The organism is Leifsonia sp. PS1209 (assembly GCF_012317045.1).
GTDB lineage: Bacteria > Actinomycetota > Actinomycetes > Actinomycetales > Microbacteriaceae > Leifsonia.
The window spans coordinates 2440206-2465717 of record NZ_CP051154.1; the positions used below are offsets into that span (position 1 = coordinate 2440206).

26 protein-coding genes are annotated in these 25512 nt (G+C 68.6%); 10 read left to right on the top strand and 16 right to left on the bottom strand.

Going from position 1 to position 25512, the window contains the following annotated elements; all coding sequences use genetic code 11:
* Positions 1–17: 17 nt before the first annotated feature.
* A complete protein-coding gene (gene mraZ, locus HF024_RS11630) occupies positions 18–449 on the bottom strand; it encodes a division/cell wall cluster transcriptional repressor MraZ (protein ID WP_085367985.1) in 432 nt (143 codons plus the stop codon).
* 252 nt (positions 450–701) lie between these two features.
* Positions 702–1091: a DUF3040 domain-containing protein gene (locus HF024_RS11635; RefSeq protein WP_085367987.1), complete on the bottom strand. Its 390-nt coding sequence runs from the start codon at positions 1089–1091 to the stop codon at positions 702–704.
* Positions 1092–1167: 76 nt separating this feature from the next.
* Here HF024_RS11635 and HF024_RS11640 point away from each other — a divergent pair, with 76 nt between their 5' ends.
* Positions 1168–2286, top strand: a complete 1119-nt coding sequence (locus tag HF024_RS11640) for a polyprenyl synthetase family protein (protein WP_168689649.1) — start codon at positions 1168–1170, stop codon at positions 2284–2286.
* A 19-nt stretch (positions 2287–2305) separates the two neighbouring features.
* Here HF024_RS11640 and HF024_RS11645 read toward each other — a convergent pair whose 3' ends face one another.
* Positions 2306–2647 carry an Rv2175c family DNA-binding protein gene (locus HF024_RS11645; RefSeq protein ID WP_085367990.1) on the bottom strand — a complete coding sequence of 114 codons (342 nt, stop codon included), beginning with the start codon at positions 2645–2647 and terminating at the stop codon, positions 2306–2308.
* A gap of 151 nt (positions 2648–2798) precedes the next feature.
* Between HF024_RS11645 and HF024_RS11650 the strand changes: the two genes are divergently transcribed.
* Both HF024_RS11650 and pknB read left to right on the top strand, forming a co-directional pair.
* Positions 2799–3935: a LysM peptidoglycan-binding domain-containing protein gene (locus HF024_RS11650; protein WP_168689650.1), complete on the top strand. Its 1137-nt coding sequence runs from the start codon at positions 2799–2801 to the stop codon at positions 3933–3935.
* Positions 3936–4026: 91 nt separating this feature from the next.
* Positions 4027–5943 carry a Stk1 family PASTA domain-containing Ser/Thr kinase gene (pknB, locus tag HF024_RS11655; RefSeq protein ID WP_168689651.1) on the top strand — a complete coding sequence of 639 codons (1917 nt, stop codon included), beginning with the start codon at positions 4027–4029 and terminating at the stop codon, positions 5941–5943.
* Positions 5944–6030: 87 nt separating this feature from the next.
* On the opposite strand, the gene HF024_RS11660 is transcribed toward pknB, so the two are convergent.
* From HF024_RS11660 to HF024_RS11670, 3 genes are all read right to left on the bottom strand, one after another.
* Positions 6031–7359, bottom strand: coding sequence for a 3-deoxy-7-phosphoheptulonate synthase class II (locus HF024_RS11660; protein ID WP_143465573.1), 1329 nt, complete (start codon positions 7357–7359; stop codon positions 6031–6033).
* Between the two features lie 128 nt (positions 7360–7487).
* Positions 7488–8177: a lysophospholipid acyltransferase family protein gene (locus HF024_RS11665; protein ID WP_085367997.1), complete on the bottom strand. Its 690-nt coding sequence runs from the start codon at positions 8175–8177 to the stop codon at positions 7488–7490.
* A gap of 9 nt (positions 8178–8186) precedes the next feature.
* Positions 8187–9137 carry an ROK family glucokinase gene (locus HF024_RS11670; protein WP_085367999.1) on the bottom strand — a complete coding sequence of 317 codons (951 nt, stop codon included), beginning with the start codon at positions 9135–9137 and terminating at the stop codon, positions 8187–8189.
* Positions 9138–9283: 146 nt separating this feature from the next.
* Between HF024_RS11670 and HF024_RS11675 the strand changes: the two genes are divergently transcribed.
* Positions 9284–11113, top strand: a complete 1830-nt coding sequence (locus HF024_RS11675) for an AMP-dependent synthetase/ligase (RefSeq protein WP_085368000.1) — start codon at positions 9284–9286, stop codon at positions 11111–11113.
* Positions 11114–11125: 12 nt separating this feature from the next.
* Here the strand turns inward: HF024_RS11675 and HF024_RS11680 are convergent, their stop codons facing one another.
* The 4 genes from HF024_RS11680 to HF024_RS11695 form a co-directional block, all read right to left on the bottom strand.
* On the bottom strand, positions 11126–11971 hold the full coding sequence (locus HF024_RS11680) for an NAD(P)-dependent oxidoreductase (RefSeq protein WP_085368002.1): 846 nt from the start codon (positions 11969–11971) through the stop codon (positions 11126–11128).
* Positions 11972–12009: 38 nt separating this feature from the next.
* Positions 12010–12501: a peptide deformylase gene (def, locus tag HF024_RS11685; RefSeq protein ID WP_085368004.1), complete on the bottom strand. Its 492-nt coding sequence runs from the start codon at positions 12499–12501 to the stop codon at positions 12010–12012.
* Between the two features lie 35 nt (positions 12502–12536).
* Positions 12537–13808, bottom strand: a complete 1272-nt coding sequence (locus HF024_RS11690) for a MinD/ParA family protein (RefSeq protein ID WP_247597434.1) — start codon at positions 13806–13808, stop codon at positions 12537–12539.
* Between the two features lie 185 nt (positions 13809–13993).
* Complete coding sequence (locus HF024_RS11695; RefSeq protein WP_168689653.1) at positions 13994–17398, bottom strand: pyruvate carboxylase; 3405 nt, start codon at positions 17396–17398, stop codon at positions 13994–13996.
* Between the two features lie 80 nt (positions 17399–17478).
* Between HF024_RS11695 and HF024_RS11700 the strand changes: the two genes are divergently transcribed.
* Positions 17479–18285: a ParA family protein gene (locus HF024_RS11700; RefSeq protein ID WP_085368010.1), complete on the top strand. Its 807-nt coding sequence runs from the start codon at positions 17479–17481 to the stop codon at positions 18283–18285.
* Positions 18286–18354: 69 nt separating this feature from the next.
* Here the strand turns inward: HF024_RS11700 and HF024_RS11705 are convergent, their stop codons facing one another.
* From HF024_RS11705 to HF024_RS11720, 4 genes are all read right to left on the bottom strand, one after another.
* Positions 18355–18900: a MerR family transcriptional regulator gene (locus HF024_RS11705; RefSeq protein WP_085368013.1), complete on the bottom strand. Its 546-nt coding sequence runs from the start codon at positions 18898–18900 to the stop codon at positions 18355–18357.
* A gap of 142 nt (positions 18901–19042) precedes the next feature.
* Positions 19043–19741: a MerR family transcriptional regulator gene (locus HF024_RS11710; protein WP_168689654.1), complete on the bottom strand. Its 699-nt coding sequence runs from the start codon at positions 19739–19741 to the stop codon at positions 19043–19045.
* Positions 19741–20244: an FHA domain-containing protein gene (locus HF024_RS11715; RefSeq protein ID WP_281727763.1), complete on the bottom strand. Its 504-nt coding sequence runs from the start codon at positions 20242–20244 to the stop codon at positions 19741–19743. Before HF024_RS11715 ends, HF024_RS11710 begins: the two co-directional genes overlap by 1 nt.
* Positions 20245–20257: 13 nt before the next feature.
* Complete coding sequence (locus HF024_RS11720; RefSeq protein ID WP_247597090.1) at positions 20258–20872, bottom strand: CDP-alcohol phosphatidyltransferase family protein; 615 nt, start codon at positions 20870–20872, stop codon at positions 20258–20260.
* A 73-nt stretch (positions 20873–20945) separates the two neighbouring features.
* Here HF024_RS11720 and HF024_RS11725 point away from each other — a divergent pair, with 73 nt between their 5' ends.
* From HF024_RS11725 to HF024_RS11740, 4 genes are all read left to right on the top strand, one after another.
* On the top strand, positions 20946–21782 hold the full coding sequence (locus tag HF024_RS11725; protein ID WP_085368019.1) for a DUF1295 domain-containing protein: 837 nt from the start codon (positions 20946–20948) through the stop codon (positions 21780–21782).
* Between the two features lie 65 nt (positions 21783–21847).
* Positions 21848–22294: a HEAT repeat domain-containing protein gene (locus HF024_RS11730; protein WP_168689656.1), complete on the top strand. Its 447-nt coding sequence runs from the start codon at positions 21848–21850 to the stop codon at positions 22292–22294.
* A 2-nt stretch (positions 22295–22296) separates the two neighbouring features.
* Positions 22297–22668: a S4 domain-containing protein gene (locus tag HF024_RS11735; protein ID WP_168689657.1), complete on the top strand. Its 372-nt coding sequence runs from the start codon at positions 22297–22299 to the stop codon at positions 22666–22668.
* Positions 22668–23480: a DUF72 domain-containing protein gene (locus tag HF024_RS11740; protein WP_168689658.1), complete on the top strand. Its 813-nt coding sequence runs from the start codon at positions 22668–22670 to the stop codon at positions 23478–23480. The genes HF024_RS11735 and HF024_RS11740 overlap by 1 nt, the downstream gene beginning before the upstream one ends.
* Positions 23481–23484: 4 nt before the next feature.
* Here HF024_RS11740 and HF024_RS11745 read toward each other — a convergent pair whose 3' ends face one another.
* Both HF024_RS11745 and HF024_RS11750 read right to left on the bottom strand, forming a co-directional pair.
* Entirely contained in the window at positions 23485–23874 is a 390-nt protein-coding gene (locus HF024_RS11745; protein ID WP_168689659.1) for a VOC family protein, read from the bottom strand.
* 67 nt (positions 23875–23941) lie between these two features.
* Entirely contained in the window at positions 23942–24892 is a 951-nt protein-coding gene (locus HF024_RS11750) for a nuclease-related domain-containing protein (protein ID WP_168689660.1), read from the bottom strand.
* A 212-nt stretch (positions 24893–25104) separates the two neighbouring features.
* Between HF024_RS11750 and HF024_RS11755 the strand changes: the two genes are divergently transcribed.
* Positions 25105–25485 (top strand): glyoxalase superfamily protein, encoded by a 381-nt coding sequence (locus HF024_RS11755; RefSeq protein ID WP_168689661.1) that lies wholly within the window; start codon positions 25105–25107, stop codon positions 25483–25485.
* The last annotated feature ends 27 nt before the right edge of the window (positions 25486–25512 follow it).

Below are 25512 nucleotides of genomic sequence, written 5' to 3' on the forward strand. Positions count from 1 at the left end.
GAGTCAGGCGTCAGGGGCTAGAAGAGTCCCGGAATCACCTCCTCTGTGGTGTTGGCGAATGTTGCTTCCTGCTCGGCCAGGTAGGTCTCCCATGCCTGTGCGTCCCAGATCTCCGCGCGGCTTCCCGCGCCGATCACGACCAGGTCGCGATCGAGTCCCGCGTACGAGCGGAGGGCCGTCGGCACCGTCACGCGGTGCTGCTTGTCCGGAACCTCTGCGCTCGCCCCGGAGAGGAAGACGCGGAGGTAGTCGCGGGCCTGCTTGCTCGTCACCGGCGCCTGGCGGATCTTCTCGTGCAGCGCCTCGAACTCGCGCTGGCTGAAGACGTAGACGCAGTGCTCCTGGCCGCGAGTGAGGACGATGCCGGACGCGAGCTCATCCCGGAATTTGGCCGGCAGGATGATGCGCCCTTTTTCGTCGAGTTTGGGGGCGTACGTACCGAGAAACATCGGTGACTCCCCCCACTCTTCCGGCCAAGGTTGCGGTGTGGCTCCACTTTACTCCACAACCATCCACAAAATCAGCAACTTCGGGAACAAATCCCCGTTGTGGGGTCAAACTACCCCAGAAAATCAAGGATTTTCACGGTGGAGGAAAGTGGATGGGTTTGGGGCACCAGTGGCGTGAAAAGGGCACAAAAAAAGGGCCGATCCGAAGATCGGCCCGAAAAGGGAGTGCGGTGGAGCGCGGTGGGTGGCGGGCTAGCCCTGCCCGTCCTGGCGCTTGTCCCAGCGGTCGTTGAGCTTGTTCATGAACCCGGCCTGGGCTGCCTTGCCCTGCTTGGCGCCCCGGGACGACGACGACGTGGCCGCATCCGGATCCGGCGCGATGCGCTTGCCGGGGGCGATGGCCAGCAGGACGCCGGCGAACATCACCACGAAGCCGAGGATGCCGACGAGCGGCTGCTGCACGAAGACCCCGGTGACCAGGGTTCCGATGCCGACCACGGCGATCAGGATGCCGAGGACGATCGACCGGTATGCGGGGCGAGCTCGCGTGCCCCCGACCTTCGCGACGAAATCTGCGTCGTTCTGATAGAGGCTGCGCTCCATCTCTTCGAGGAGGCGCTGCTCATGTTCCGAAAGCGGCATCCGTTTCCCCCTCTTTCCCGGGTTCGTGGCGTTGTGAGCCTGATTCTAGTCCCGCCGCGATGGCTAGGCTAGGCGTGTGTCAGAAAGCATTCGGTTCGTCGACCTCATCCAGTCCAGAATCGATGGGTTCCTCGATGCACGCGCATCCATTCTCGTCTCCATAGCGGACGAACTCTCCCCGATCGCGGCTTACTCCCGGGATTTTCTCAGCGGCGGCAAGCGTTTCCGAGCCCTGTTCTGTTTCTGGGGCTGGCAGGCGGTCCGATCGGCCGGAGACGATGACGCCGAGGCGCCCATCACACCGGGCGGTCCGCTCGACGCCGTGGTCTCCGCCGCGAGCGCCCTGGAGGTGTTCCACGCCGCCGCGCTCGTGCACGACGACATCATCGACAACTCGGACACCCGCCGTGGCGCACCGGCCGCCCACCGCCGCTTCGAGGAGCTGCACGCGACCAACCGCTGGCAGGGCTCCGGCGCCGCGTTCGGCACAGGGGCTGCGACCCTGCTCGGCGACCTGCTGCTGATCCTGAGCGACGAGCTGTTCGACGAATCGCTCACCGAGGTGGTCAGCCCGTCGGCCAGGCGCGCGGCGCGGGCCGAGTTCAACAGGATGCGCATCGACGTGATGGCCGGTCAGTACCTCGACATCTTCGAGGAGATCGGCTGGAGCAGCCAGCCGGACACGGACCAGCTGGAGCGCGCGGAGCGCGTGATCGTCTACAAGTCGGCCAAATACAGCATCGAGGCTCCCCTCCTCATCGGCGCGAGCCTCGCCGGGGCGACGCTCGGCCAGCTCGATGCCCTGCGCTCGTTCGGCCTCCCGCTCGGGATCGCGTACCAGCTGCGCGACGACCTGCTCGGAGTGTTCGGCGACGCGTCCGTCACCGGAAAGCCGAGCGGCGACGACCTCCGCGAGGGCAAGCGCACGGTGCTGATCGCGCTCACCAGGGAGGCCATCCCGAGCGGAGCGCGCTCCACCCTCGACGAACTGCTCGGCGACCCGTCGCTGACGGCGCAGCAGATCGAGACCATGCAGATGACGATCCGGGCATCCGGAGCCGTCGACAAGGTGGAGAAGCTGATCGCCGACAACGTGGCCAGGGCGATCGAGGCACTCGAGTCCGCACCGATCGGCGTCCAGGCAAAGGCTCAGCTGCGCGAGCTGGCCGTGACGGTGACCCGCAGGAACTACTGACGCGCCAGAGCGCGACCACTCAGGCGAGAGCCTGGGCGACCCTCCGCACCTCGGCCTTGCGGCCGGCGCGCAACGCGTCGATGGGAGCGGCTCCGAGGGTCTCCTCCTCCTCGATCAGCCAATCGACGGCCTCTTCGTCGTCGAACCCTGCGTCGCCGAGGACGATCAGGGTGCCGCGGAGCTCTCCGAGCGGCTGGCCGTCTTTGATGAAGTCGGACGGGACCTTGAGGACGCCGTCGATGCGCTTGGCCGCGAGGTGGCGGTCGTCGATCAGGCGGCGGACCCGGCTGACGCCCAGTCCGAGGGAGTCGACGAGGTCGGGAATGGTCAGCCACTCACGGGCTGGGGCTTGCTCAGTCACGTCTCAAGCCTCCCACGAGACGGGGCGGAGCGTGAGCGCATCCAATTGTTACGATCATGTAAACTCAAATCACATCCGTCACACTAATTGACTCCTTATTCATTGTGTGTCAGCGTGGAGGCTCGCAACACAGCACGGAGGTGGAGGTTCTATGTCGATTCTCGACAGCAGCGCCGAATCAACGACGGACACTCCGACGCGCGCTCAGCGCCGCACGACGCGCTCGCTCTTCGGCACCGTGCCCATCGCCATCGCCAGCTCGGTGGCCGTCACGCTCGGACTGGTGCCCCCCGCCCACGCAGAGGTGCAGAGCGGTGAGGCGGAGCGCGCCAAGGAGAAGGCGCCGCAGAAGACCGGCGAGAACTCCACCGTGAGTTCCATCGGCGGCGGCCAGACCGCATCCACCGCCCGCACCGCCGTCGCATCCGCTCCCGCGAGCTACCGCGTGCAGAACGGAGACACCGTCTCCGGTATCGCCGGACGCTTCGGCCTCTCCACCGCGAGCATCCTCGCCCTCAACGGGCTCAGCTGGAAGAGCCTGATCTTCCCCGGCCAGGTGCTCGCCCTCAGCGGAGGGGCCGTGGCCACCCCCGTCACCGCTCCGTCGCCCGTTCCCGCCGCGAGCAAGTACAAGGTCGCGTCCGGAGACACCATCAGCGGCATCGCCGCCCGGTTCGGCGTGGCGACCAGCGCCGTCCTGAGCGCCAACGGCCTCAGCAGCTCCAGCCTCATCTTCCCCGGTCAGCTCGTGACCATCCCCGGGATGGCGACCGCCGCGGTGAACACGCCGCACGCCGTGGCCCCTGCTCCCGCGCCGGCTCCGGCTCCGGCGCCTGTCGCTCCCGCCCCCATCCCCGCCCCGGCCACCGGCGCCGTCGTCGCACTGACCGACGAGATGCGGGCGAACGCCGCCGTCATCGTGCAGGTCGGCCGACAGGAGGGCGTGAGCGACCAGGGCATCGTCATCGCTCTCGCCGCCGCCGCCCAGGAGTCCGGGATGCGCAACGTGCGCTACGGAGACCGCGACTCGCTCGGCCTGTTCCAGCAGCGCCCGAGCACCGGATGGGGCACGCCCGACCAGATCCTCGACCCGCGTTTCGCAGCGACCGCCTTCTACGGCGGCCCGCACAATCCGAACGCGGGACGCACCCGCGGTCTGCTCGACATCCCCGGCTGGACGTCGATGACCGTGACCCAGGCCGCCCAGGCCGTCCAGATCTCCGCGTACCCGGACGCGTACGCGAAATGGGAGGCGTCGGCGCGGGCCTGGCTCGCCCAGCTCGGCTGATCGGGCGCCGGATGGTCACAACGCGATCACGGCCCGGCCGTTCACGGTGTTTTGCAGGCTTCGCGCAGACCCCTTTCCCTAAACTCGACTCGTGACCACGAGCCAGACCGATCCCATGATCGGCCGTCTTATCGACGGCCGCTATCAGGTGCGCTCGCGGATCGCCAGAGGCGGCATGGCGACGGTGTACCTCGCCACCGATCTGCGCCTCGAGCGCCGGGTCGCCATCAAGGTCATGCACGGCCACCTCGCCGACGACAGCACCTTCAAGAGCCGCTTCGTCCAGGAGGCGCGCTCGGCCGCCAGGCTCGCGCATCCCAACGTGGTCAACGTGTTCGACCAGGGCCAGGACTCCGACATGGCGTACCTGGTGATGGAGTACCTGCCGGGCATCACCCTGCGCGACCTCCTCAAGGACTACGGCAAGCTCACCCCCGAGCAGACCATCGACATCATGGAGGCCGTGCTCTCCGGGCTCGCCGCCGCGCACAAGGCGGGGATCGTGCACCGCGACCTCAAGCCGGAGAACGTGCTGCTGGCCGACGACGGCCGCATCAAGATCGGCGACTTCGGCCTCGCCCGCGCCGCGAGCGCCAACACGGCCACCGGGCAGGCGCTGCTCGGCACCATCGCCTACCTCTCCCCCGAACTCGTCACCCGTGGTGTGGCCGACGCGCGCAGCGACATCTACGCGCTCGGCATCATGATGTTCGAGATGCTGACCGGCGAGCAGCCGTTCAAGGGCGAGCAGCCCATGCAGATCGCGTACCAGCATGCCAACGACGCCGTGCCGTCGCCGAGCAGCAAGAACCCCTCGGTTCCTCCCGAGCTCGACGACCTTGTGCTCTGGGCGACGGCGAAAGACCCCGACCAGCGTCCGAAGGACGCCAGGGAGATGCTCGACCGTCTCGTCGAGGCGGAGAAGGCGATCAGGGGCGAGACCGCGTCCTTCCAGCCCACGATGGTCATGCCTCCGGCGTTCGGCCCCGGCATCGCCGACGGCGACACCCAGATCATCAACCCCGCCATCCGGCAGCAGGTCGCATCCACCACCCCGAGCAGCATCGACACGCTCACCGCCACGGCGAAGCGCAGGAGGGGCAAGGGATGGTGGCTGTTCGCGCTGGTCATCCTGCTCGCCGGCGTCGCGGGCGGCACGGGCTGGTACTTCGGCTCGGGGCCCGGCTCGATGGTGCAGATCCCGAACGTGGCGAGCAAGACTCCCGAGGCGGCGGCGGCCCAGCTGAAGGCGCTCGGCTTCCAGACGGCGCTCGGGCAGGAGTACAGCACCACGATCGCGACCGGCCTGGTCTCGAACACCGATCCTGAGCCCGGCGCGTCCGCGAACCGCGGCAGCACCGTCACCATCAAGGTCTCGCAGGGGCCGAAGCCGATCGACATTCCCGCCCTCGCCGGCCAGCCGATCGACAAGGCCAAGACGCTGATCACGAGCGCGGGCGCCCAGGTCGGCCCGATCGCGGAGCAGTTCGACGCCAAGGTGCCGAAGGACACGGTGCTCGCCGCCTCGACGGCGGAGGGCGCCGACCTGTCCGGCGGCGGCAAGTACTTCGAGGGCGCGAAGGTGAGCCTCGTGGTCTCGGCCGGCCCCATCCCGTCGGTGGCCGGCAAGTCGGTCGCCGACGCGACGGCGATCCTCAAAGACGTCGGGCTGCTCGTCGACGCCGGCCCGCAGAGCTACAGCGACACGGTCCCCGAGGGCGACGTCATCCAGGCCCAGGCGCAGAGCGACGCCCCGGTGAAGCCGGGCGACACCCTACTGCTCGAGACGTCGAAGGGCCCGGAGCCCGTGCCGGTGCCCGACGTGGCCGGCAAGACCTGGATCGACGCCAAGAAGATGCTGCAGGACGCCGGCTTCCAGCTCGACTACGACAAGACCGCAGACATCCTCCCGGGTGTCGCGATCGTCGCGAGCACCAACCCGGCAGCGGGCACCGACGTCAAGAAGGGCTCGACCGTCAAGGTCGCGTTCAAGCCCATCTTCGGCTGATCACGCAATCGAGCCGGGACTTATGCACACTCGCGGACGGCGTGTCGCGTGCATAAGTCCCGGCTCGATGGCTTCGGCAGGGTGGGGTCAGCGGGCCGCGAGCTCCTCGGCGACGAGGAAGGCGAGCTCGAGCGACTGCATGTGGTTGAGGCGCGGGTCGCAGAGCGACTCGTAGCGGGTGGCCAGCGTCTCCTCGTCGATGTGCTCCGAGCCGCCGAGGCACTCGGTGACGTCGTCGCCGGTCAGCTCCACGTGGATGCCGCCCGGGTGCGTTCCCGCGGCGCGGTGCGCCTCGAAGAAGCCCTTGACCTCGTCCACCACGTCGTCGAAGCGACGCGTCTTGTAGCCGTTCGGAGTCGTCAGGCCGTTGCCGTGCATCGGGTCGGTGACCCAAAGCGGGCGGGCGTCGGACGCCTTGATCGCTTCGAGCAGCGGGGGAAGCGCATCGCGGATCTTGCCTGCGCCCATCCGCGTGATGAACGTCAGACGCCCAGGCTCGCGGTTCGGGTCGAGCTTCTCGATGAGCTCCAGCATCGTCTCCGGGGTGGTCGACGGGCCGAGCTTCACGCCGATCGGGTTGCGCACCCTGGACAGGAAGTCGACGTGCGCTCCATCGAGGTCGCGCGTGCGCTCCCCGATCCAGATGAAGTGCGCCGACGTGTTGTACGGGGTGCCCGTGCGCGAGTCGATGCGCGTCATCGGACGCTCGTAGTCCATCAGCAGGCCCTCGTGGCTGGAGTAGAACTCCACGCGCTTCAGCTCGTCGAAGTCGGCGCCTGCCGCCTCCATGAACTTGATCGCGCGGTCGATCTCCTTGGCGAGACCCTCGTACCGCTGATTGGCCGGGTTCGCGGCGAAGCCCCTGTTCCAGCTGTGCACCTGGCGCAGGTCGGCGAAACCACCCTGCGTGAACGCTCGGATGAGGTTCAGCGTGGATGCGGCCGTGTGGTAGCCCTGCACGAGCCTGCGCGGGTCGGCTTGGCGCGACTCCGGCGTGAAGTCGTAGCCGTTGACGATGTCGCCCCGGTATGCGGGCAGCGTCACGCCGCCGCGCGTCTCCGTGTCGCTGGAGCGCGGCTTGGCGAACTGCCCGGCCATGCGTCCCATCTTGATGACAGGCATGGATGCGCCGTAGGTCAGCACCACGGCCATCTGCAGCACGGTCTTGACCCTGTTGCGGATCTGGTCGGCCGTCGCGCCTGCGAAGGTCTCTGCACAGTCGCCGCCCTGCAGCAGGAACGCCTTGCCGTCTGCCGCGCGGCCGAGCCGCTCACGCAGCTGGTCCACCTCGCCCGCGAAGACGAGAGGGGGCAGCGTGGCGATCTCCGCGGAGGCCGCTGCCGCCGCATCCGGGTCTGGCCAGGTCGGCTGCTGCTTGATCTCGAGCGTGCGCCAATAGTCCAGGCCCTCGATCACAGACTCGTCAGCCAAAACGACGGGATCGGAGGTGTCTAGCACTGGTCTTCCGCTCAGTTCAGGGCGTGCCTCGAAATCGGCATGCCGATGGGTGGGTTCGGCGCACGGGCGGCGCCGGGTACTTGAGCCTACCGTGAAAGCGCTGCGCGCTTTTCCTTCACGCTACTGGCGTAGACATCCACGTACTCCTGCTCGCTGAGCGCGTGCAGCCGGTACATGATCTCGTCGGTGACCGAGCGCAGGATGAACCGGTCGCCCTCCATCCCTTCGAACCGGGAGAAGTCGATCGGTTCGCCGATGATGATGCCGATGCGGCCGATCTTCGGCAGGCGCGTTCCGATCGGCATGATCTTCTCGGTGTCGACCATCGCGACGGGGACGACCGGCACCTCGCCCTCCAGGATCATCCTGGCCACGCCGGTGCGGCCGCGGTAGAGCTTGCCGTCCGGGCTGCGCGTTCCCTCCGGATAGATGCCGAGGATCTCGCCGCGCGAGAGCACGGCGAGGCCGGTGTTGAGCGAGTCCTCCGACGCCTTCCCGCCGGAGCGGTCGATCGGGATCTGGCCGGTCGCGGTCATGAACGACTTGGTCGCCCAGCCTTTGAAGCCCTTCCTGGTGAAGTAGTCGCTCTTGGCGAGGAAGGAGACGTGCCGGTCGACGACGAGAGGCAGGAAGATCGAGTCGATGAACGACAGGTGGTTGCTGGCCAGGATGACGGCGCCGTTCGCCGGCACGTTCTCGAGCCCGACGACCCACGGGCGGAAGATCCCCTTCAGCAGGGGGCCCGCGATCAGGTGCTTCATCAGCCAGTAGAACACCGGCTCAGCCTAACGTGCGGTCGCGTGCAGCCGCGCGAGGTCGGCGGCGCCGACCACTCCGGCGTCGTTCACGAGCTCGGCGATGCGGAACTCCGGCTCCGGGTGGAAGCCGCGCGCTGGGAGGTTCTCCAGGTAGGCGAGCCTGATCGGCTCGAGCAGCAGCTCCCCCGCCTGGGCGACGCCGCCGCCGAACACGAACAGCTGGGGGTCGAGCACGGCGCCGAGGCTCGCGCACGCCTGGCCGAGCCAGTCGCCGAGCTGGCGGAGCGCTGCGAGCGCGCCGGGGTCGCCCGCCATGATCAGCTCGCTGATGTCGGTGCCGCTGAGCGAGCCCTTCCTGGAGCGCACGTCCGCGAGGGTCTGCCCGATGCCGCCCGCGTCAGCGAGCTCGTTCGCCATGCGCTGCAGGGCGCGGCCGGAGCCGTACTGCTCGATGCACCCGTGGGCGCCGCAGCCGCACGGCAGGCCGCCGGGGACGACGCGCATGTGGCCGACCTCCGCCCCGGCGCCGAAGCCGCCGCGGAACAGCCGGTCGCCGCTGACGATCGCGCCGCCGACGCCTGTGCCGATCGTGAGGATCACCATGTCGCTGACCAGGCGTCCTGCTCCGTAGCGGAACTCGGCCCATCCTGCGGCGTTCGCGTCGTTCTCGATCAGGATCGGCAGGTCGAGGCGCTTCTCGAGCTTCTCCCGGAACGGCTCGTTGCGCCAGTTGATGTTGGGGGCGTAATAGACGGTGGACTGCGCGGCGTCGATGAAGCCGGCGGCGGCGACTCCGGCCCCCGCGATCTCCTCCGGGCCGTCGGAGAGCCGCTCGATCATCTCGACGACGGCGTTCTCGATCTCGTGCGGCTGTGCTGCGTCGGTGGGCACCCTGTCCTCCCGGATGATCGTGCCCAGTTCGTCGACGACTGCCCCTGCGATCTTCGTTCCGCCGATGTCGATACCGATCGCGTGCACAGACAGCCTTTCGTTCAGTTGCGGGTAACGCGCGGGAGTCGGCGAGCGCCAGAAGACTCACATCCGCACCATCTAGAGTGTAGTTACCCAGTTCGGCGGAAGCCATCTGGCCGCCTGATGTCCACCCCGGTACCGAGGGAGCTACCGTGAAACAGTTCGATTCACCCGCCATCGTTCCAGCAGACCCAGAGGCGAACGCCACCGACCTTCTGGTCGATCGTGTCGCTGCGACTCCGGATGCGCCCCTGTTCAGCCTCCCGGACGGCGACGGCTGGAAGGACCTCACGGCGGCGGAGTTCCTGCGCCAGGTCGTCGCCCTGTCGAAGGGCTTCGTGCAGGCGGGGATCCAGCCGGGCGACAAGATCGGGCTGATGTGCAAGACCCGCTACGAGTGGTCGCTGATCGACTTCGCCGTCTGGTTCGCCGGCGGCGTGCTCGTCCCGATCTACGAGACCTCCTCCCCCGCCCAGGTGCAGTGGAACATGAGCGACTCCGGCGCCATCGCCGTGATCCTGGAGACGCCGGAGATGTTCGCCAGGTTCGACGAGGTGCACGCCGACCTCCCCGACATCGGCAACGTGTGGCAGATCCACCTCGGCGACCTGGACAAGCTCGCCGCTTCCGGCACGGCCATCCCGGACGGCGAGATCGAGCGCCGCAGGAACCTCGCGCGCGGTGACGACATCGGGACGCTGATCTACACCTCCGGCTCGACCGGCAGGCCGAAGGGATGCGTCCTCACGCACTCCAACTTCGTCGAGCTGTCCCGCAACTCGGCCGAGGCGCTCAAGGAGGTCGTGATGCAGCCGGGTGGCGCATCCACTCTGCTGTTCATCACGACGGCGCACATCTTCGCGCGCTTCATCGCCGTGCTCTGCGTGACGGCCGGGGTGAAGGTCGGCCACCAGGCGGACACCAAGCAGCTGCTTCCCGCGCTCGCGAGCTTCAAGCCGACATTCCTCCTCGCCGTCCCCCGGGTGTTCGAGAAGGTGTACAACTCGGCCGAGCAGAAGGCGGAGTCCGGCGGCAAGGGCAAGATCTTCCGCAAGGCCGCCGCCGTGGCCGTCGAGCACTCCCAGGCCGTCGAGGCCGGAGCCGTGCCGTTCGGCCTGCGCCTGCGCTTCGCGATCTTCGACCGGCTGGTCTACAGCAAGCTCCGCGCCGCGATGGGCGGCAGGGTGAAGTACGCCGTGTCCGGCTCCGCGCCGCTCGGCGCGCACCTCGGCCACTTCTTCCACAGCCTCGACATCAAGATCCTGGAGGGCTACGGCCTCACCGAGACCACGGCGCCCGCCACGGTGAACCGGCCGGACACGTTCCGGATCGGCACGGTCGGCCCCGCGCTCCCCGGCGTCTCCCTGCGTCTCGCGGACGACGACGAGATCGAGGTCAAGGGCATCAATGTCTTCAAGGAGTACTGGAAGAACCCGGAAGCGACGGAGGCGGCGTTCGACGACGGCTGGTTCCGCACGGGTGACCTCGGCTCGTTCGACGACGACGGCTTCCTCACGATCACCGGCCGCAAGAAGGAGATCATCGTCACCGCGGGCGGCAAGAACGTCTCCCCCGCTGCACTGGAGGACCCGGTGCGGGCGAACCCGCTGGTCAGCCAGGTGATCGTCGTCGGCGACCAGAAGCCGTTCATCGCAGCGCTGGTCACGCTCGACACCGAGATGCTGCCCACCTGGCTCGCCAACAACGGCGAGGACAAAGACATGACGCTCGCGGAAGCGTCGGTCAACCCGGCCGTCTACGCCGAGATCGAGCGGGCCATCGAGGCGGCGAACGGCAAGGTCTCCCGCGCGGAGTCCATCCGGAAGTTCGTGATCCTGTCGACGGACCTCACCGAGGCGAGCGGACACCTCACGCCGAAGCTCAGCATCAAGCGCAACGTGATCCTGGCCGACTTCGCCGACGTGATCGACGGGATCTACAGCGGAGCCCCGGCCACGCAGGGCATCTCACTGGCGCACTAGCGCAGCGGCAGGTCAGACCTCGTCCCGCCAGGTGTGCTCCGGCTCATAGCCGAGCACCCTGCGGGCCTTGGCGATCGACAGCAGCGAGTCGTTGACCCCCAGTTCGCCCTTCAGGGGCACGCCGGGGAACACCTCGGCGACGAGCTCGGCGTTCGGGCGGGTCATCACGGTGTCGGCCGCGGCGATGATGAAGCGGTCGAACCCGGTGGTGTCCCATTCCAGCGCCCGCAGGATCGCCTGCGCGCCGTCTCTGGCGTCGATGTAGCCCCACAGGTTCCACTTGCGCGCCTGCGCGTCCGCATCGAAGCCGGGGAACGCCGCGTAGTCCTCCGGGTTCATCACGTTCGAGAACCGCAGCGCCACGATCTTGAGCGCTGGATCCCAGCGCACCAGCTCGATGGCCAGCTGCTCCTCGAGGTGCTTGACCAGCGAGTACGTGCTCTCCGGACGGGCCGGGTAGTCCTCGTCCACCGGGATGTACGGCGGCGGCACGTCGAACGGCAGGCCGAGCACGGTCTCGCTCGACGCGTACACGATGTTCCGGATGCCCGCCCTGCGCGCCGCCTGGAACACGTTGTACGTGACCCGGATGTTGTTGTGGAAGGTCGCGACGTCGCTCAGGATGCCCGGTGCGGGGATCGCGGCGAGGTGCACGATCGCGTCGAAGCCGTCGTGCACGTCGTTGACACCGAGGATAGCGTCGATGGTCTGGCCGTAGTCGGTGAGGTCGACACGGACGAAGCCGGGACCACGCTCCCCCGTCGCATCCAGATTGACGACGGTGTTGCCCGCCGCCCTCAGCTCGCGGACGACCGTGCGCCCGAGTTTTCCTGATCCACCGGTGACCGCGATACGCATATCGCCAGTCTAGGCGTCAGACGGACCCAGGCGGCCGATCAGAACCAGTCCGACTCGCGGACCTGCTTCATCGCCTCGCGCCTGCTGTCCTTGTCCAGCCGGTCGAGGTAGAGCTTTCCGTCGAGGTGGTCGGTCTCGTGCTGCAGCGCCTGCGCCATGACGCCGGTGCCCGACACCTCGATCTCGTTGCCGTCGAGGTCGATGCCGCGCACTGTCGCCGACGGGTAGCGGGCGGTCTTGAACCAGAGGCCAGGGACGGACAGGCAGCCCTCGTCCACCAGCTCCGGCTCTCCGGACACCTCGACGAGCACCGGATTGATGACGTAGCCGATCTCGCCGTCGACGTTGTAGCTGAACGCGCGCAGGTTCACGCCGATCTGCGGGGCGGCGACGCCCGCTCGCCCGGGCGGCAGCACACTGTCCACCAGGTCTTCCACCAGGCCGCGCACGCCGTCGTCGATGTCTCCGATGGGCTCGGACACGGTCTTCAGGACGGGGTCGCCGAACAGGCGGATCTGACGTTCGGTCACAACTGTCTCCTTGGCAGGGGCACGGGATGCGCGGCTCAGGCGCGGGTGGTGGGCAGGCCCTCGACCACCAGGGCGGCGAGCGTGCGCGCCGACTGCTTGGTCAGGGGCTTCAGGTCTTTGTACGACACGACGGAGCCCGCGGCCAGCTGCGGGTCGTACGGGATGCGCACGACGTCGCGGACGCGCGACAGGAAGTGCGACTCGATCTCCTCGAGCTTCACCAGGTTGGTTCCCTGGGTGGCTGTGTTGAGCGCCACGACGGCGTTCCTGACGAGGTCGCCGTAGCCGTTCGCCTCCAGCCAGGTCAGCGTCTCGGACGCGAGACGCGCCTCGTCGACGCTGCCGCCGGAGACGATCACCACGGAGTCTGCGCGCTGCAGGGTGGCCCGCATCACCGAGTGGACGATGCCGGTTCCGCAGTCGGTGAGCACGATCGAGTAGAACCGGGCGGACAGGTCGGCGACCACGTTGTAGTCGTTCTCGTCGAACGCCTCGGAGAGCAGAGGGTCGGTGTCGGAGGCGAGGATGTCGAGCCTGGTCTCATCGCGGGAGACGAGGGCGGAGAAGTCGGTGAAGCCGCCGATGCTCGCGGCCTTGTGCACCACATCCCGCACCGTTGCACGGGTCTGCTTGGGGACGCGCTCCGACAGGGTGCCGCGGTCGGGGTTCGCGTCGATCGCGACGATGCGGTCTTCGCGGGCATCGGCCAGCGCCATCCCGAGCAGGGTGGTGACGGTGGTCTTGCCGACGCCGCCCTTGCGGGTGAGCACGGGGACGAAGCGCGTTCCGCCCTCGAACTGCTTCTGGATGCGGTGGTCGAGCTCCTTGCGGGCGCGCGCCTTGGCGGAGTCGCCGAGGTTGACCATCCGGAAGGTGACGTTGTAGACGAAGCGCTGCCAGCCGCCCTCCGGGCCGGGGCGGGTGTTGCGGTTGACCTCCAGCAGGCGGTCGGCGGTGAGCATGGCGGCCGGCTCCGGCTGCTGCGAGTGCTCGCCGCGCAGGCGCCCGCGGCGGGACTGCGAGAACGGGTCGGACGACGGCAGATCCGGCACGTCGCGCTGCGCGTCCTGGACCGAGTCCGCTGCGATGGTGCCGGTGGGACCGGTGGCGTGCCGGGAGGCGACGATGGCGACCGACATGGTGGTCGGCTCGGCGGGCGACGCGACGAAACCGGGGTCGACCGGGACCTCGTCGATCGCGACGGCGGCCTCGTCCTCCGGCACCTCGGGCGCCGGGGCGGGCGGAAGGTCGACGGCGATGCTGAGATTCTCCGGAACCGAGATGGTCAGATCGTCGTCAGGCGACACGAGCGGCCCCGGTTCGGGGCGCTCGGGCTTGAGGTTGTCTGGCACGGATCACGTCTCTTTCTGCCGCTGCACGCGGCGCCCACCAGTTTAGCTGGCCGCCGCGCACAGCAATCGAGTCCGGACTTGTTCACGCGACACGCCGGGTGAAGCGTGAATAAGTCCGGACTCGATTGTGAGGGGGGGGATCAGGCGGGGGCGACGACGACCAGGAGGTCGCCCGCATCCACCTGCTGGGTCTTCGGGATGGCGAGGCGCTCGATGGTGCCGGCGATGGGGGCGGTGATGGCCGCCTCCATCTTCATCGCCTCGATGGAGGCGACGGCCTGCCCGGCCGCCACCGTGTCACCGACCGCGACCTGCAGGGTCACCACTCCGGAGAACGGGGCGGCCACCTGGCCGGGCTTGGCGCTGTCGGCCTTCTCGGCGGCCTTGGACTCGACGACGATGCCGCGGTCGCGCACGAACACCGGCCGGAGCTGGCCGTTGAGCGTGGTCATGACCGTGCGCATCCCCTTCTCGTCGGCCTCGCCGATGGCTTCCAGGCCGATGTAGAGGCGAACGCCCTTGTCGATCTCGATGACGTGCTCCGTGCCCTGCTTGAGGCCGTAGAGGTAGTCGAGCGAGTCGACGACGGACAGGTCTCCGAAGAGCTCCCGCATCTGCTCGTAGATGCGCGTGGGAGCCGGGAAGAGCAGGCGGTTGAGCGTCGAACGGCGCTCCTCGCTGGAGCCTTCCAGCGCCTTCGCGTCGGCGGCCGAGAGGTCTTCGACGCCGACCTTGACGGTCTTGCCCGCGAGCACCTTGGTGCGGAACGGCTCCGGCCAGCCGCCGGGCAGCTCGCCCAGCTCGCCGGCCATGAAGCCGACCACCGAGTCCGGGATGTCGTAGTTCTGCGGGTTCTCGGCGAAGTCGGCCGGGTCGGCGTGCACGGCGGCGAGGTGCAGCGCGAGGTCGCCGACGACCTTCGACGACGGCGTCACCTTCGGGATGCGGCCCAAGATCTGGTTCGCAGCCGCGTACATGTCCTCGACCAGCTCGAAGTCCTCCGCGAGGCCGAGTGCCTTGGCCTGCTGGCGCAGGTTGGAGAGCTGGCCGCCCGGGATCTCGTGCTTGTACACCCGGCCTGTAGGACCCGGCAGGCCGGACTCGAACGGACGGTAGACCTGGCGGACGGCCTCCCAGTACGGCTCCAGCGCGTTCACCGAGGCGAGCGAGATGCCTGTGTCGCGCTCGGTGTGCGCGAGGGCCGCGACGAGGGCGGACGCGCTCGGCTGGCTGGTGGTGCCCGCCATCGGCGCGCTCGCGACGTCCACTGCGTCCGCACCTGCGCGGCTGGCCGCGAGCAGGGTCGCCAGCTGGCCGCCCGGGGTGTCGTGCGTGTGCACGTGCACCGGGAGGTCGAAACGCTCGCGGAACGCGGAGACGAGCTTCTCGGCCGCAGCGGGACGCAGCAGGCCCGCCATGTCCTTGATCGCGAGGATGTGCGCGCCCGAGTCCACGATCTGCTCTGCGAGCTTCAGGTAGTAGTCGAGCGTGTAGAGGTCTTCGTTCGGGTCGAGCAGGTCGCCGGTGTAGCAGACGGCCACCTCGGCGACGGCGGTTCCCGTCGCGAGCACGGACTCGATCGCCGGGCGCATCTGCGACACGTCGTTGAGGGCGTCGAAGATGCGGAAGATGTCCACCCCGGTCGCAGCGGCCTCACGGACGAACGCATCCGTCACCTGGGTGGGATACGGCGTGTACCCGACCGTGTTCCGGCCGCGCAGCAGCATCTGGATGTTGACGTTCGGCAGCGCTTCGCGCAGGGCGGCCAGGCGCTCCCACGGGTCCTCGCCGAGGAAGCGGAGAGCGACGTCGTACGTCGCCCCGCCCCAGGCCTCGACGGACAGCAGCTCCGGCGTCATGCGTGCGACGTACGGAGCGACGGCGAGCAGGTCGCGGGTGCGGACGCGCGTGGCCAGCAGCGACTGGTGCGCATCCCGGAACGTGGTCTCCGTGACGGCGAGGGCCGTCTGGTTGCGGAGGGCCTGCGCGAAGCCGGCGGGGCCGAGCTCCAGCAGCTTCTGGCGCGAGCCGGACGGTGCAGGAGCGCTCAGGTCGATCTTCGGCAGCTTGTCGACCGGTGCGTGGGTCTCCGGGCGGGCGCCGTTCGGCTGGTTGACCGTGACGTCGGCGAGCCAGTTGAGCACCTTCGTGCCGCGGTCCTTGGATGCGCGGCCCTTGAACAGCTCCGGGCGCTCCTCGATGAACGAGGTGCTGACGTCGCCGGCGATGAAGTCCGGGTCGTCGAGCACAGCCTGCAGGAACGGGATGTTCGTGGCGACGCCGCGGATGCGGAACTCGGCCAGACCGCGGCGCGCGCGGCTGACCGCAGCGGCGAAGTCGCGGCCGCGGCAGGTCATCTTGGCGAGCATCGAGTCGAAGTGCGGGCTGATCTGCGCGCCCGGGTTGATCGTTCCGCCGTCGAGGCGGACGCCGCCGCCACCCGGCGAGCGGTACGTGGTGATCTTGCCGGTGTCCGGACGGAAGCCCGCGGTCGGGTCCTCCGTGGTGATGCGGCACTGCAGGGCGGCGCCGCGGATGTGCACCGTCTCCTGGCTGAGGCCGAGGTCGGCCAGCGACTCCCCCGCCGCGATGCGCATCTGCGACTGGACGAGGTCGACGTCGGTGATCTCCTCGGTGACCGTGTGCTCCACCTGGATGCGCGGGTTCATCTCGATGAAGACGTGCTCGCCTGCGCGCTCGCCGGCGGTGTCGAGCAGGAACTCGACGGTTCCGGCGTTCTCGTAGCCGATCGACTTCGCGAACGCGATCGCGTCGGCGTAGAGCGCCTGGCGGGTGGCGTCGTCGAGGTTCGGCGCCGGAGCGATCTCGATCACCTTCTGGTGACGGCGCTGCACGGAGCAGTCGCGCTCGAACAGGTGCATGGTCGCACCGTGCGAGTCGGCGAGGATCTGCACCTCGATGTGGCGCGGGCGCAGCACGGCCTGCTCCAGGAACATGGTCGGGTCGCCGAACGCGCTGTCCGCCTCGCGCATCGCCTCTTCGAGGGCTCCGCGGAGGTCGTCCTTGGTGTTGACGCGGCGCATCCCTCGTCCGCCGCCGCCTGCGACCGCCTTGGCGAAGATCGGGAAGCCGATCTCGTCCGCCTGGGAGATCAGGAGGTCGATGTCCTTCGACGGGGGCGTCGACTTGAGCACGGGGACGCCGGCAGCGATGGCGTGCTCCTTGGCCGTGACCTTGTTCCCCGCCATTTCGAGCACGCGCGGCGGCGGGCCGATGAACGTGATGCCGGCCTCGCGGGCGGCCTCCGCCAGCTCGGGGTTCTCGGAGAGGAAGCCGTATCCGGGATAGATCGCGTCTGCGCCGGACTCCTTCGCGACGCGGATGATCTCCTGCACGTCGAGGTACGCACGCACCGGGTGGCCGGGCTCGCCGATCTGGTACGCCTCGTCCGCCTTGAGGCGGTGCATGGAATTGCGGTCCTCATACGGGAACACCGCCACAGTTTGAGCGCCGAGCTCGTAAGCGGCCCTGAAGGCCCTGATGGCGATTTCACCGCGGTTGGCAACGAGGATCTTACGGAACATGGGGACCTTTCGAGCAGGGGGCTACGCCACACAGCAAACGGTTAGGTTCTCTAAGACTAGTGAAGGTAACGTGGCTTCTTGTGCACGTACTCAGCGTTAGTTCCCTCAAGGGCGGTGTCGGAAAGACCACAGTGACGCTTGGACTGGCCTCCGCGGCGTTCGCCAAGGGGCTCCGAACGCTCGTGGTCGATCTCGACCCGCAATCGGACGTGTCCACGGGCATGGACATCCAGGTGGCAGGCCACCTCAATGTCGCCGACGTCCTGGCGTCTCCGAAGGAGAAGATCGTCCGTGCGGCGATCGCCCCCTCCGGCTGGACGAAGGGCCGCAGCGGCAAGATCGATGTCATGATCGGCAGCCCGTCCGCGATCAACTTCGACGGCCCGCACCCGAGCATCCGGGACATCTGGAAGCTGGAGGAGGCGCTGGCGAACGTCGAGCACGACTACGAGCTCGTGCTGATCGACTGCGCCCCGTCGCTGAATGCGCTCACCCGCACGGCGTGGGCGGCCAGCGACCGCGTCGCCGTCGTCACGGAGCCCGGCCTGTTCTCCGTCGCCGCCGCCGACCGTGCGCTGCGTGCGATCGAGGAGATCCGCCGCGGCCTCTCCCCCCGCCTGCAGCCGCTCGGCATCATCGTGAACCGTGCCCGCGTCCAGTCGCTGGAGCACCAGTTCCGCATCAAGGAGCTGCGCGACATGTTCGGCCCGCTCGTGCTCTCCCCTCAGCTGCCGGAGCGCACGTCGCTGCAGCAGGCGCAGGGCGCGGCGAAGCCGCTGCACGTCTGGCCGGGCGAGAGCGCGCAGGAGATGGCGCACAACTTCGACATGCTGCTGGAGCGCGTGCTGCGCACGGCCCGCATCGGCGAGTACGCGGTCGCGCCCTAGCCAGCCCTGCCGGAAGCCGGGCACTCGCCCGAGAGTCGGCTGACCCTCCGCGCGTGCTGAGGGTTCGGCTCAGGAGGCCTTGGAGGCGCGACGAGCGGCGAGCTCGTCCATGGAGTCGGTCTGGGTGTCGAGCTCGACGAGGCTCGACTCGACCTCGCGGAGGACCTTGCCGACGGCGATGCCGAAGACGCCCTGGCCGCGGCTGACGAGGTCGATGACCTCGTCGTTGGAAGTGCAGAGGTAGACGCTCGCGCCGTCGCTCATCAGCGTGGTCTGGGCGAGGTCGTTGACCCCGGATTCGCGCAGCTGGTTGACCGCGGTGCGGATCTGCTGCAGCGAGATGCCGGTGTCGAGGAGGCGCTTGACGAGCTTCAGAACCAGGATGTCGCGGAAGCCGTAGAGGCGCTGCGAGCCGGAGCCCGCGGCACCGCGGACCGTCGGTTCGACGAGTCCGGTGCGCGCCCAGTAGTCGAGCTGGCGGTACGAGATGCCAGCCGCGCGGGCGGCGACGGCTCCTCGGTACCCGTTCGCGTCGTCCATCTCGGGGAGGCCGTCGGTGAACAGCAACCCCAGATCGTACCGGGCCGCGTCGTTGTCACGACTCAGTTCACTCATGGGTTCGCCTCTCGCCCGATCTTGGGATGCGCATGTTCGACAGGCGCATCATCCACGGTACCCATGCTCAGGGTCGCGGGCAACGACATTCGCAGTTTGACTATCGGCGTGTCGAGCCGATCCGTCAGTGGGGGTCGCGCGGTCACGGCTGGATGCGCGACAGAGCCGACCGGATGATGCTGCCGCGCACCACATCCAGCTGTCCGGCGATCTCGCGGGCGAGCTCGGCGGTCTGCGCCCTGCTCGACACGTCGTTGCGCCGGGCGATCGGCACGAGGGCCGTCTCGATGAGCCCGAGTTCGCGCTGCGCTGCGGCCCGGAAGCCGCGCAGGTGGCGGGGTTCGATGCCGTGCCGCTGCAGCTCGACGAGCGCGCGGAGCACGGCCAGCGTCTCCTCGCCGTAGACCTCGGCGGGAGCGATGACGGAGGCGGTGATCGCGTCCTGCAGGAGCTCCTGGGTGGCCTGCGCCTCGCGCAGCAGCTCGCCGCGCTTGAACCGCCTGCCGGTCGGCAGCATCGACGGCCCAGCACTGGGGGCTGCGCCCGGCATCGGCGGGTTGAGGCCTGCATCCAGGTCGGCCAGGTACGCCTTGATGACCTTCAGCGGCAGGTAGTGGTCGCGCTGCATCCCGAGCACGATGCGCAGTCGCTCGACGTCGTCCGGCGAGAACTTGCGGTACCCGGATGCTGTGCGCGCCGGGGACACCAGCCCGCGCTCCTCGAGGAAGCGCAGCTTCGACGACGACAGGTCGGGGAACTCGGGCGTCAGACGCGCGAGCACCTGGCCGATACTGAGCAGCGCAGGCGAGCCAGCCCGTGCGCTCGCTGCTTGCCGTGCCACTAGTTCGGGGCCGACGCTGCGAGGTCGAGGCGCGAGGCGTAGAACGTGAGGCGGAACTTGCCGATCTGCACTTCGGCGGAGTCGGAGAGCAGAGCGCTCTCGATGCGGACCCCGTCGTAGTACGTGCCGTTCAGCGACCCGAGGTCGCGGACCTCGAACGCCGTGCCGCGACGCGTGAACTCCGCGTGGCGGCGGGAGACGGTCACGTCGTCCAGGAAGATGTCGGCGTTGGGGTGTCGCCCTGCGCTCGTCACATCGGCGTCGAGCAGGAAGCGCGCGCCGGTGTTCGGACCGCGGCGGACGATCAGCAGAGCCGAACCGGACGGCAGGGCCGCGATGGCCTCCTGCTCCTCCGGTGAGATCTCCCCATCCATCGGGTACATCTTCGACACGAACTCCTCGCCGAAGCGTGCGGTCGTGTCTTCGTTCCCCGCGGCTGAATTACGCAGGGGGTTGTTCTCGGCGTCATCCGCCGGCCCATTCGGGTAAGTCTCGTCAGGCACCGTCAACCTCCTCTTATTCCAGCGTATCGGATCGTCCGGCCCCGTCGTTCGCCGGAAGGCGGATTACGCGGGCTGTTTCTCCGATATACACAAAACCGGCCCACCAGTAGAGGAAGGCCCCCCACAGCGCGAACGCCCAGCCGAGCGGCAGGGAGAAGGGCGCGAGAGCATCGAATGCCTCTCCGAGCATGAGAAGCGGGAGCGCCCAGAACAGGCAGAATGTGGCCACTTTCCCCAGGTGATGCACGGGAAGCGGGCCGAAGCCGTGGTTCGCGAGGATGACCCCGAGCACCGCGAGCATCACATCCCGCGCCACGATGATCGTCACCAGCCACCACGGGATGACGTCCCGCCAGGCCAGCCCGATCAAGGCTGCGAAGATGTACAGGCGGTCGGCGGCCGGGTCGAGCAGCTGACCGAGCCTCGACACCTGGTTGAGCCGTCTGGCGAGGAAACCGTCGAGGAAGTCGGTGATGCTCGACACCACGAGAACGAGCAGCGCGAACGCATCCTGACCGTCGATCACGAACGCCAGGAACACCGGCACCAGGGCGAGCCGGAAGAAACTCAGGATGTTCGGGATCGTCAGGACCCGCGAACTGACCTCGCGCGCACCGACACCATCCACGGGATACGAGTCTAGTGATTCCGTTCTCCGTGCCGGGAGGCTCCCCGGCGCGCGGCGAATGCGTGCATAAGATGTGGGCGTGGAGCCATTCATCGTCAGTCTCTGGATACTCGTCGGCGTCTGCGTCGTCACCTGGGTGCTCTCGCTCATCACCGGCGAGCACTCCTGGGTCGACCGCATCTGGTCGATCGTGCCCGTCGCATACGTCTGGGTGTACGCCGGATTCGCCGGACTGCAGGATGCGCGGCTCGACCTGATGGCGATCCTCGTCACCCTCTGGGGCATCCGGCTCACCTTCAACTTCGCGCGCAAGGGCGGGTACGCGCCCGGCGGAGAGGACTACCGCTGGGCGGTGCTGCGCGGCAGGATGCCCGGCTGGCAGTTCTGGCTGTTCAACCTGTTCTTCATCGTGATCTACCAGAATGTGTTGCTGTTCCTCATCACCCTCCCCGCCTGGACCGCCTACCTGCACCAGACGCCGCTCGGCGTGCTCGACATCGTCTGCGCCGTGGTGTTCCTCGCGTTCCTGGTGGGCGAGACCGTGGCCGACCAGCAGCAGTGGAACTTCCACCAGTGGAAGAACGCGGAGAAGGCTGCGGGGCGCGACCCGCAGCCGCGCTTCCTGCAGAGTGGGCTGTTCCGTGTCTCCCGGCACCCCAACTTCTTCTTCGAGCAGGCCCAGTGGTGGGTGCTCTTCCTGTTCGGCTGCGTGGCGGCCGGGTCCATCCTGCAGTGGACCGTGATCGGGCCGCTGCTGCTGACCGGGCTGTTCATCGGGTCGACGGTCTTCACCGAGAGCATCTCGGTGTCCCGCTACCCCGAGTACGCGCAGTACCAGCGGCGCACGTCGCCGATCGTGCCGTGGCCGCCGCGGCGCAACGGCGACGAGCCGGCACCCGCTGCTCCGTGACCGCGGCGTGCCGGCCCCGGCGTGCCAGCCGCGCGAAGGTCGGACCGAGCGCGTACCGTTGACGCATGTCGTGCATTCGGTTCAACACCCCGGCCCAGCGTCAGGCGATGCGTGAGCACCGACCGGCGATGCTCACCGCGGAGGAGGCGGCGGCACTGCACCCGTCTCCCCCGGTCACCGAGAGCAAGATCCGTCGGCTGAGGCTGCTCGCCTCCGACCCGAACCCCAAGATCCGGGAGAGCGTCGCGAGCAGCTACAACACCCCGGACGACCTCTTCCTCACCCTCGCGAACGACCCGGACGCCGGCGTGCGCGGCTGCGTCGCGAAGAACGAGGCCACCCCCTGCGACATCCTCCGGATGCTCGCGGACGACCGCTCCGAGACCGTGCGCGGCTGGGTGGCGATCAACTACTTCGTGCCCGCCGACGTGATGGACAAGCTCGCCACTGACAGGAGCAAGACCGTCCGCAGCCTCGTGAAGTGGAAGAGCCAGCTGACCGAAGCGGTCTGATCGTGGCCGAACCTGCGAGCGTCCGCGTCGACTCCTGGGCGTGGGCCGTGCGCCTCTACAAGACACGCTCCGCCGCATCCACTGCCACCAAAGCCGGGCACCTGCGGGTGAACGGCGACAAGGCCAAGCCGGCGACGCCGGTCAGGATCGGCGACGAGGTGCGCGCGAGGGTGGGCGACACCGAGCGCATCCTGATCGCCAAGCGGCTGATCGTGAAGCGGGTGGGCGCCGTCGTCGCCGCCGAGTGCTTCGACGACCTGACTCCCCCGCCTCCCCCGAAGGTGGAGGCGCCGTCCGCCGTGCTGCGCGAGCGCGGCGCCGGGCGTCCGACCAAGCGCGACAGGCGCATCCTGGATCAGCTGCGGGGGCGCTGATGGCGGTCGCCAGGATCGGGATCTCCGGCTGGACGTATGCGCCGTGGCGCGGCACGTTCTACCCGAAGGGACTTCCGCACCGGGCGGAGCTTGAATATGCAGCGGAGCGGCTCGACTCGATCGAGATCAACGGCAGCTTCTACGCCCTGCAGAAACCGGCGAGCTACCGGCGCTGGGCGGAGGAGACGGCCGACGACTTCGTGTTCTCCGTGAAGGGCGGGCGGTACATCACGCACATCCTGCGGCTGAAGAACGCGCGGGAGGCGGTGGCGAACTTCTGCGCGTCCGGCGTGCTCGCGCTCGGCGCGAAGCTCGGGCCGATGCTCTGGCAGGTGCCGCCGAACCTCGCGTTCGACCCGGAGGCTGTGACCGCGTTCTTCGCGATGCTCCCCCGCACGACGACCGCCGCTGCCGCCCTCGCGGCGGAGACGAGCCTGGACGAGGACAGGACGTTCCTCGACCCGGGCGCGGAGCGGCCCATCCGGCACGCGATGGAGGTGCGGAACCCGTCGTTCGACGTTCCGGAGTTCACCGCCATCGCGCGGGATGCGGGGGTCGCCATCGTCGTCGCGGACACCGCAGGGCGCTTCCCCGTGATCCGGGAGACCACCACGGACTTCCAGTACGTGCGGCTGCACGGCGACGAGGAGCTGTACACGAGCGGGTACACGCCGGAGGCGCTCGCGCGCTGGGCCGCGGACATCCGGGGCTGGCTCAGCGACGGGCTGGACGTGTACGCGTACTTCGACAACGACGCGAAGGTGCGCTCACCCGTCGACGCGATGGCGCTGCGGGCGCTCCTGGCCGGCTGAGCGCTCAGTCCTCGATCACGGACACCACATTGCCGGCCGGATCGCGGAACCAGGCGATGTTCGGGCCGCGGTCCACCTCTTTGCCGCGCAGGACGCCCTTGGCGTCGGTCGGCAGGTTCGGGTCGTCGTAGATGTCGGTCTTCACGCCCTTGGCGTTGAGCTCGTCGACGGCGGCGTCGATGTCCGGCACCACCAGGTTCAGGATGGTGAAGCTCGCCGGGCTGTGATCCGGCTTGGGGTAGATGAACACGTGACCGCCGGCCGGCAGGGCGAGGTCGAGGTTGCCCATCGGGCCGTCGGTGATGTTCAGGCCGAGGGTGTCGCCGTAGAACGCCTTCGCCGCAGGGATGTCGTCGACGCTGAAACCGCTGAAGATGTCGAGTGAAGTGACCATGTGCCCACTCTGCTCCCCCGCGCCTGCCGCGTCCAGGGGCCGAGGTCTTGGTGCCCGACATCCTGGGTCAAACGAACCGGATGCTCTCCTGCAGCCGGGTGCGCAGCTCGAACGCGCGGTCGACGCTCTCCCTGCCCGCCGCGTTCGCGCCGTTGCGGAGCACCTGCGGCAGCAGGGACCGGCGCACGAGCAGCGATCCGGAGAGCCGGCCACGCTCGATGCGGTCATACGGCACGGCCAGCGCGTCGTCCGGGACGACGATGATCAGGCCGGTGAAGCGCACGCCGACCTGGCGCGAGAAGGTTTTGGAGTCGCGCAGGAGGTCGTGGAACGGCTCCTCGTCGCGGTCGACGGCCTCACCGACGATGTCACCCTTGGAGAGCTTCACCTCGCTGCCCCAGTCGGCGGAGCGGATCGCGAACAGGCCGGCCGGGCCGAGCACGACGTGATCGAGCTTCGCGTCGGAGCGGGGATGCACGGAGACGTCGTTCCAGATCGTGAACCCGATGCCGAGCCCGGCGACGGCGCGCGCCGTGGCCTCCTCGGCGAGCGCGACGGCGAGCAGATGGCGGATCTCGCGCGGCGCCGAGCGGACCAGTCCAGGGTCGTACGGGTCGTCGAGCTCGGTGCCCCTGCCCATCCACTCGCGTATCAGGTGCAGGTAGCGTTCGCGGGCCTGGCCGCCGGGGTGGCCGTAGCTGCGGGCACGGACGGTGGCGCCGCGGGACTGGGATCGGGTGGCGTGGAAGGTGGCGCTGAAGCCGTTGCCCGCCGCCCCGTCGACGCTGACGTCGCCGGCGTATGCCGCCTCGCCGCGGTCGTAGCGGGCGCGGTCGTCCGGCTCTCCGACGAGCTCCCAGGCGTCCTGCACCGCTTGGAAACGGGCGGCAGTCCCGCCGGTGTCCGGGTGCGTCTCGCGCAGGAGCCTGCGGTAGGCGCGGCGCAGCTCCTCGTGGCTGACGGTGGATGCGACGCCGAGCACCTCGTATGGAGTGGGCGAAGCCGGGCTGTCGCTCATCGCTCGTTCGTCTTTCTCGGCCGGTGTGGTGCGTGCTGTTGCTGCGCGTGTCTTCCGACGATACCGTCCCTGCGCTGTGAGCTTCCTCCCCAGCGGCCGGGAGAGAGATGTTATCCACAATTTCCTATTGAGGCCGGTTCTTGTCCGCATTGCTCTCTAGCGTGGAAGTACGAAGAAAGAACAGGGCAGCACCCGACAGAAAGGCACCGATCATGGCCATCACAGACTGGCGCATCGAGCTCATCACCATCCCGGTCACCGACGTCGACCGCGCGAAGGCGTTCTACGTCGACCAGGTCGGCTTCATCGCCGATCACGACCACCGCGTCTCCGACACCCTCCGGTTCGTGCAGCTCACCCCTCCCGGCTCCGCGTGCTCGATCGCGTTCGGCGAAGGGCTCACCGACATGGAGCCCGGCAGCCAGCGCGGACTGCAGATCGTGGTGCAGAGCGCCGACGACGCCCTCGCGCACCTGCGTGAGAACGGGGTGGCGGCGGAGGGCGTGGCCGACCTGGACTGGGGGCGGTTCGTGACGTTCTCCGACCCGGATGGGAACACGTGGGCACTGCAGGAGCTGCCGAAGCGGGGGTGAGCCCGGGGGCGGGGCGGCGGCCCGCGG

Bases quoted from the DNA above. Each gene is read 5' to 3' on its own strand.
- HF024_RS11695 (WP_168689653.1), bottom strand. From the start codon at position 17,398: ATGTTCCGTAAGATCCTCGTTGCCAACCGCGGTGAAATCGCCATCAGG.
- HF024_RS11755 (WP_168689661.1), top strand. From the start codon at position 25,105: ATGGCCATCACAGACTGGCGCATCGAGCTCATCACCATCCCGGTCACC.
- HF024_RS11650 (WP_168689650.1), top strand. From the start codon at position 2,799: ATGTCGATTCTCGACAGCAGCGCCGAATCAACGACGGACACTCCGACG.
- mraZ (WP_085367985.1), bottom strand. From the start codon at position 449: ATGTTTCTCGGTACGTACGCCCCCAAACTCGACGAAAAAGGGCGCATC.
- HF024_RS11705 (WP_085368013.1), bottom strand. From the start codon at position 18,900: ATGAGTGAACTGAGTCGTGACAACGACGCGGCCCGGTACGATCTGGGG.
- HF024_RS11750 (WP_168689660.1), bottom strand. From the start codon at position 24,892: ATGAGCGACAGCCCGGCTTCGCCCACTCCATACGAGGTGCTCGGCGTC.
- HF024_RS11745 (WP_168689659.1), bottom strand. From the start codon at position 23,874: ATGGTCACTTCACTCGACATCTTCAGCGGTTTCAGCGTCGACGACATC.
- HF024_RS11730 (WP_168689656.1), top strand. From the start codon at position 21,848: ATGTCGTGCATTCGGTTCAACACCCCGGCCCAGCGTCAGGCGATGCGT.
- HF024_RS11740 (WP_168689658.1), top strand. From the start codon at position 22,668: ATGGCGGTCGCCAGGATCGGGATCTCCGGCTGGACGTATGCGCCGTGG.
- HF024_RS11680 (WP_085368002.1), bottom strand. From the start codon at position 11,971: ATGCGTATCGCGGTCACCGGTGGATCAGGAAAACTCGGGCGCACGGTC.
- HF024_RS11635 (WP_085367987.1), bottom strand. From the start codon at position 1,091: ATGCCGCTTTCGGAACATGAGCAGCGCCTCCTCGAAGAGATGGAGCGC.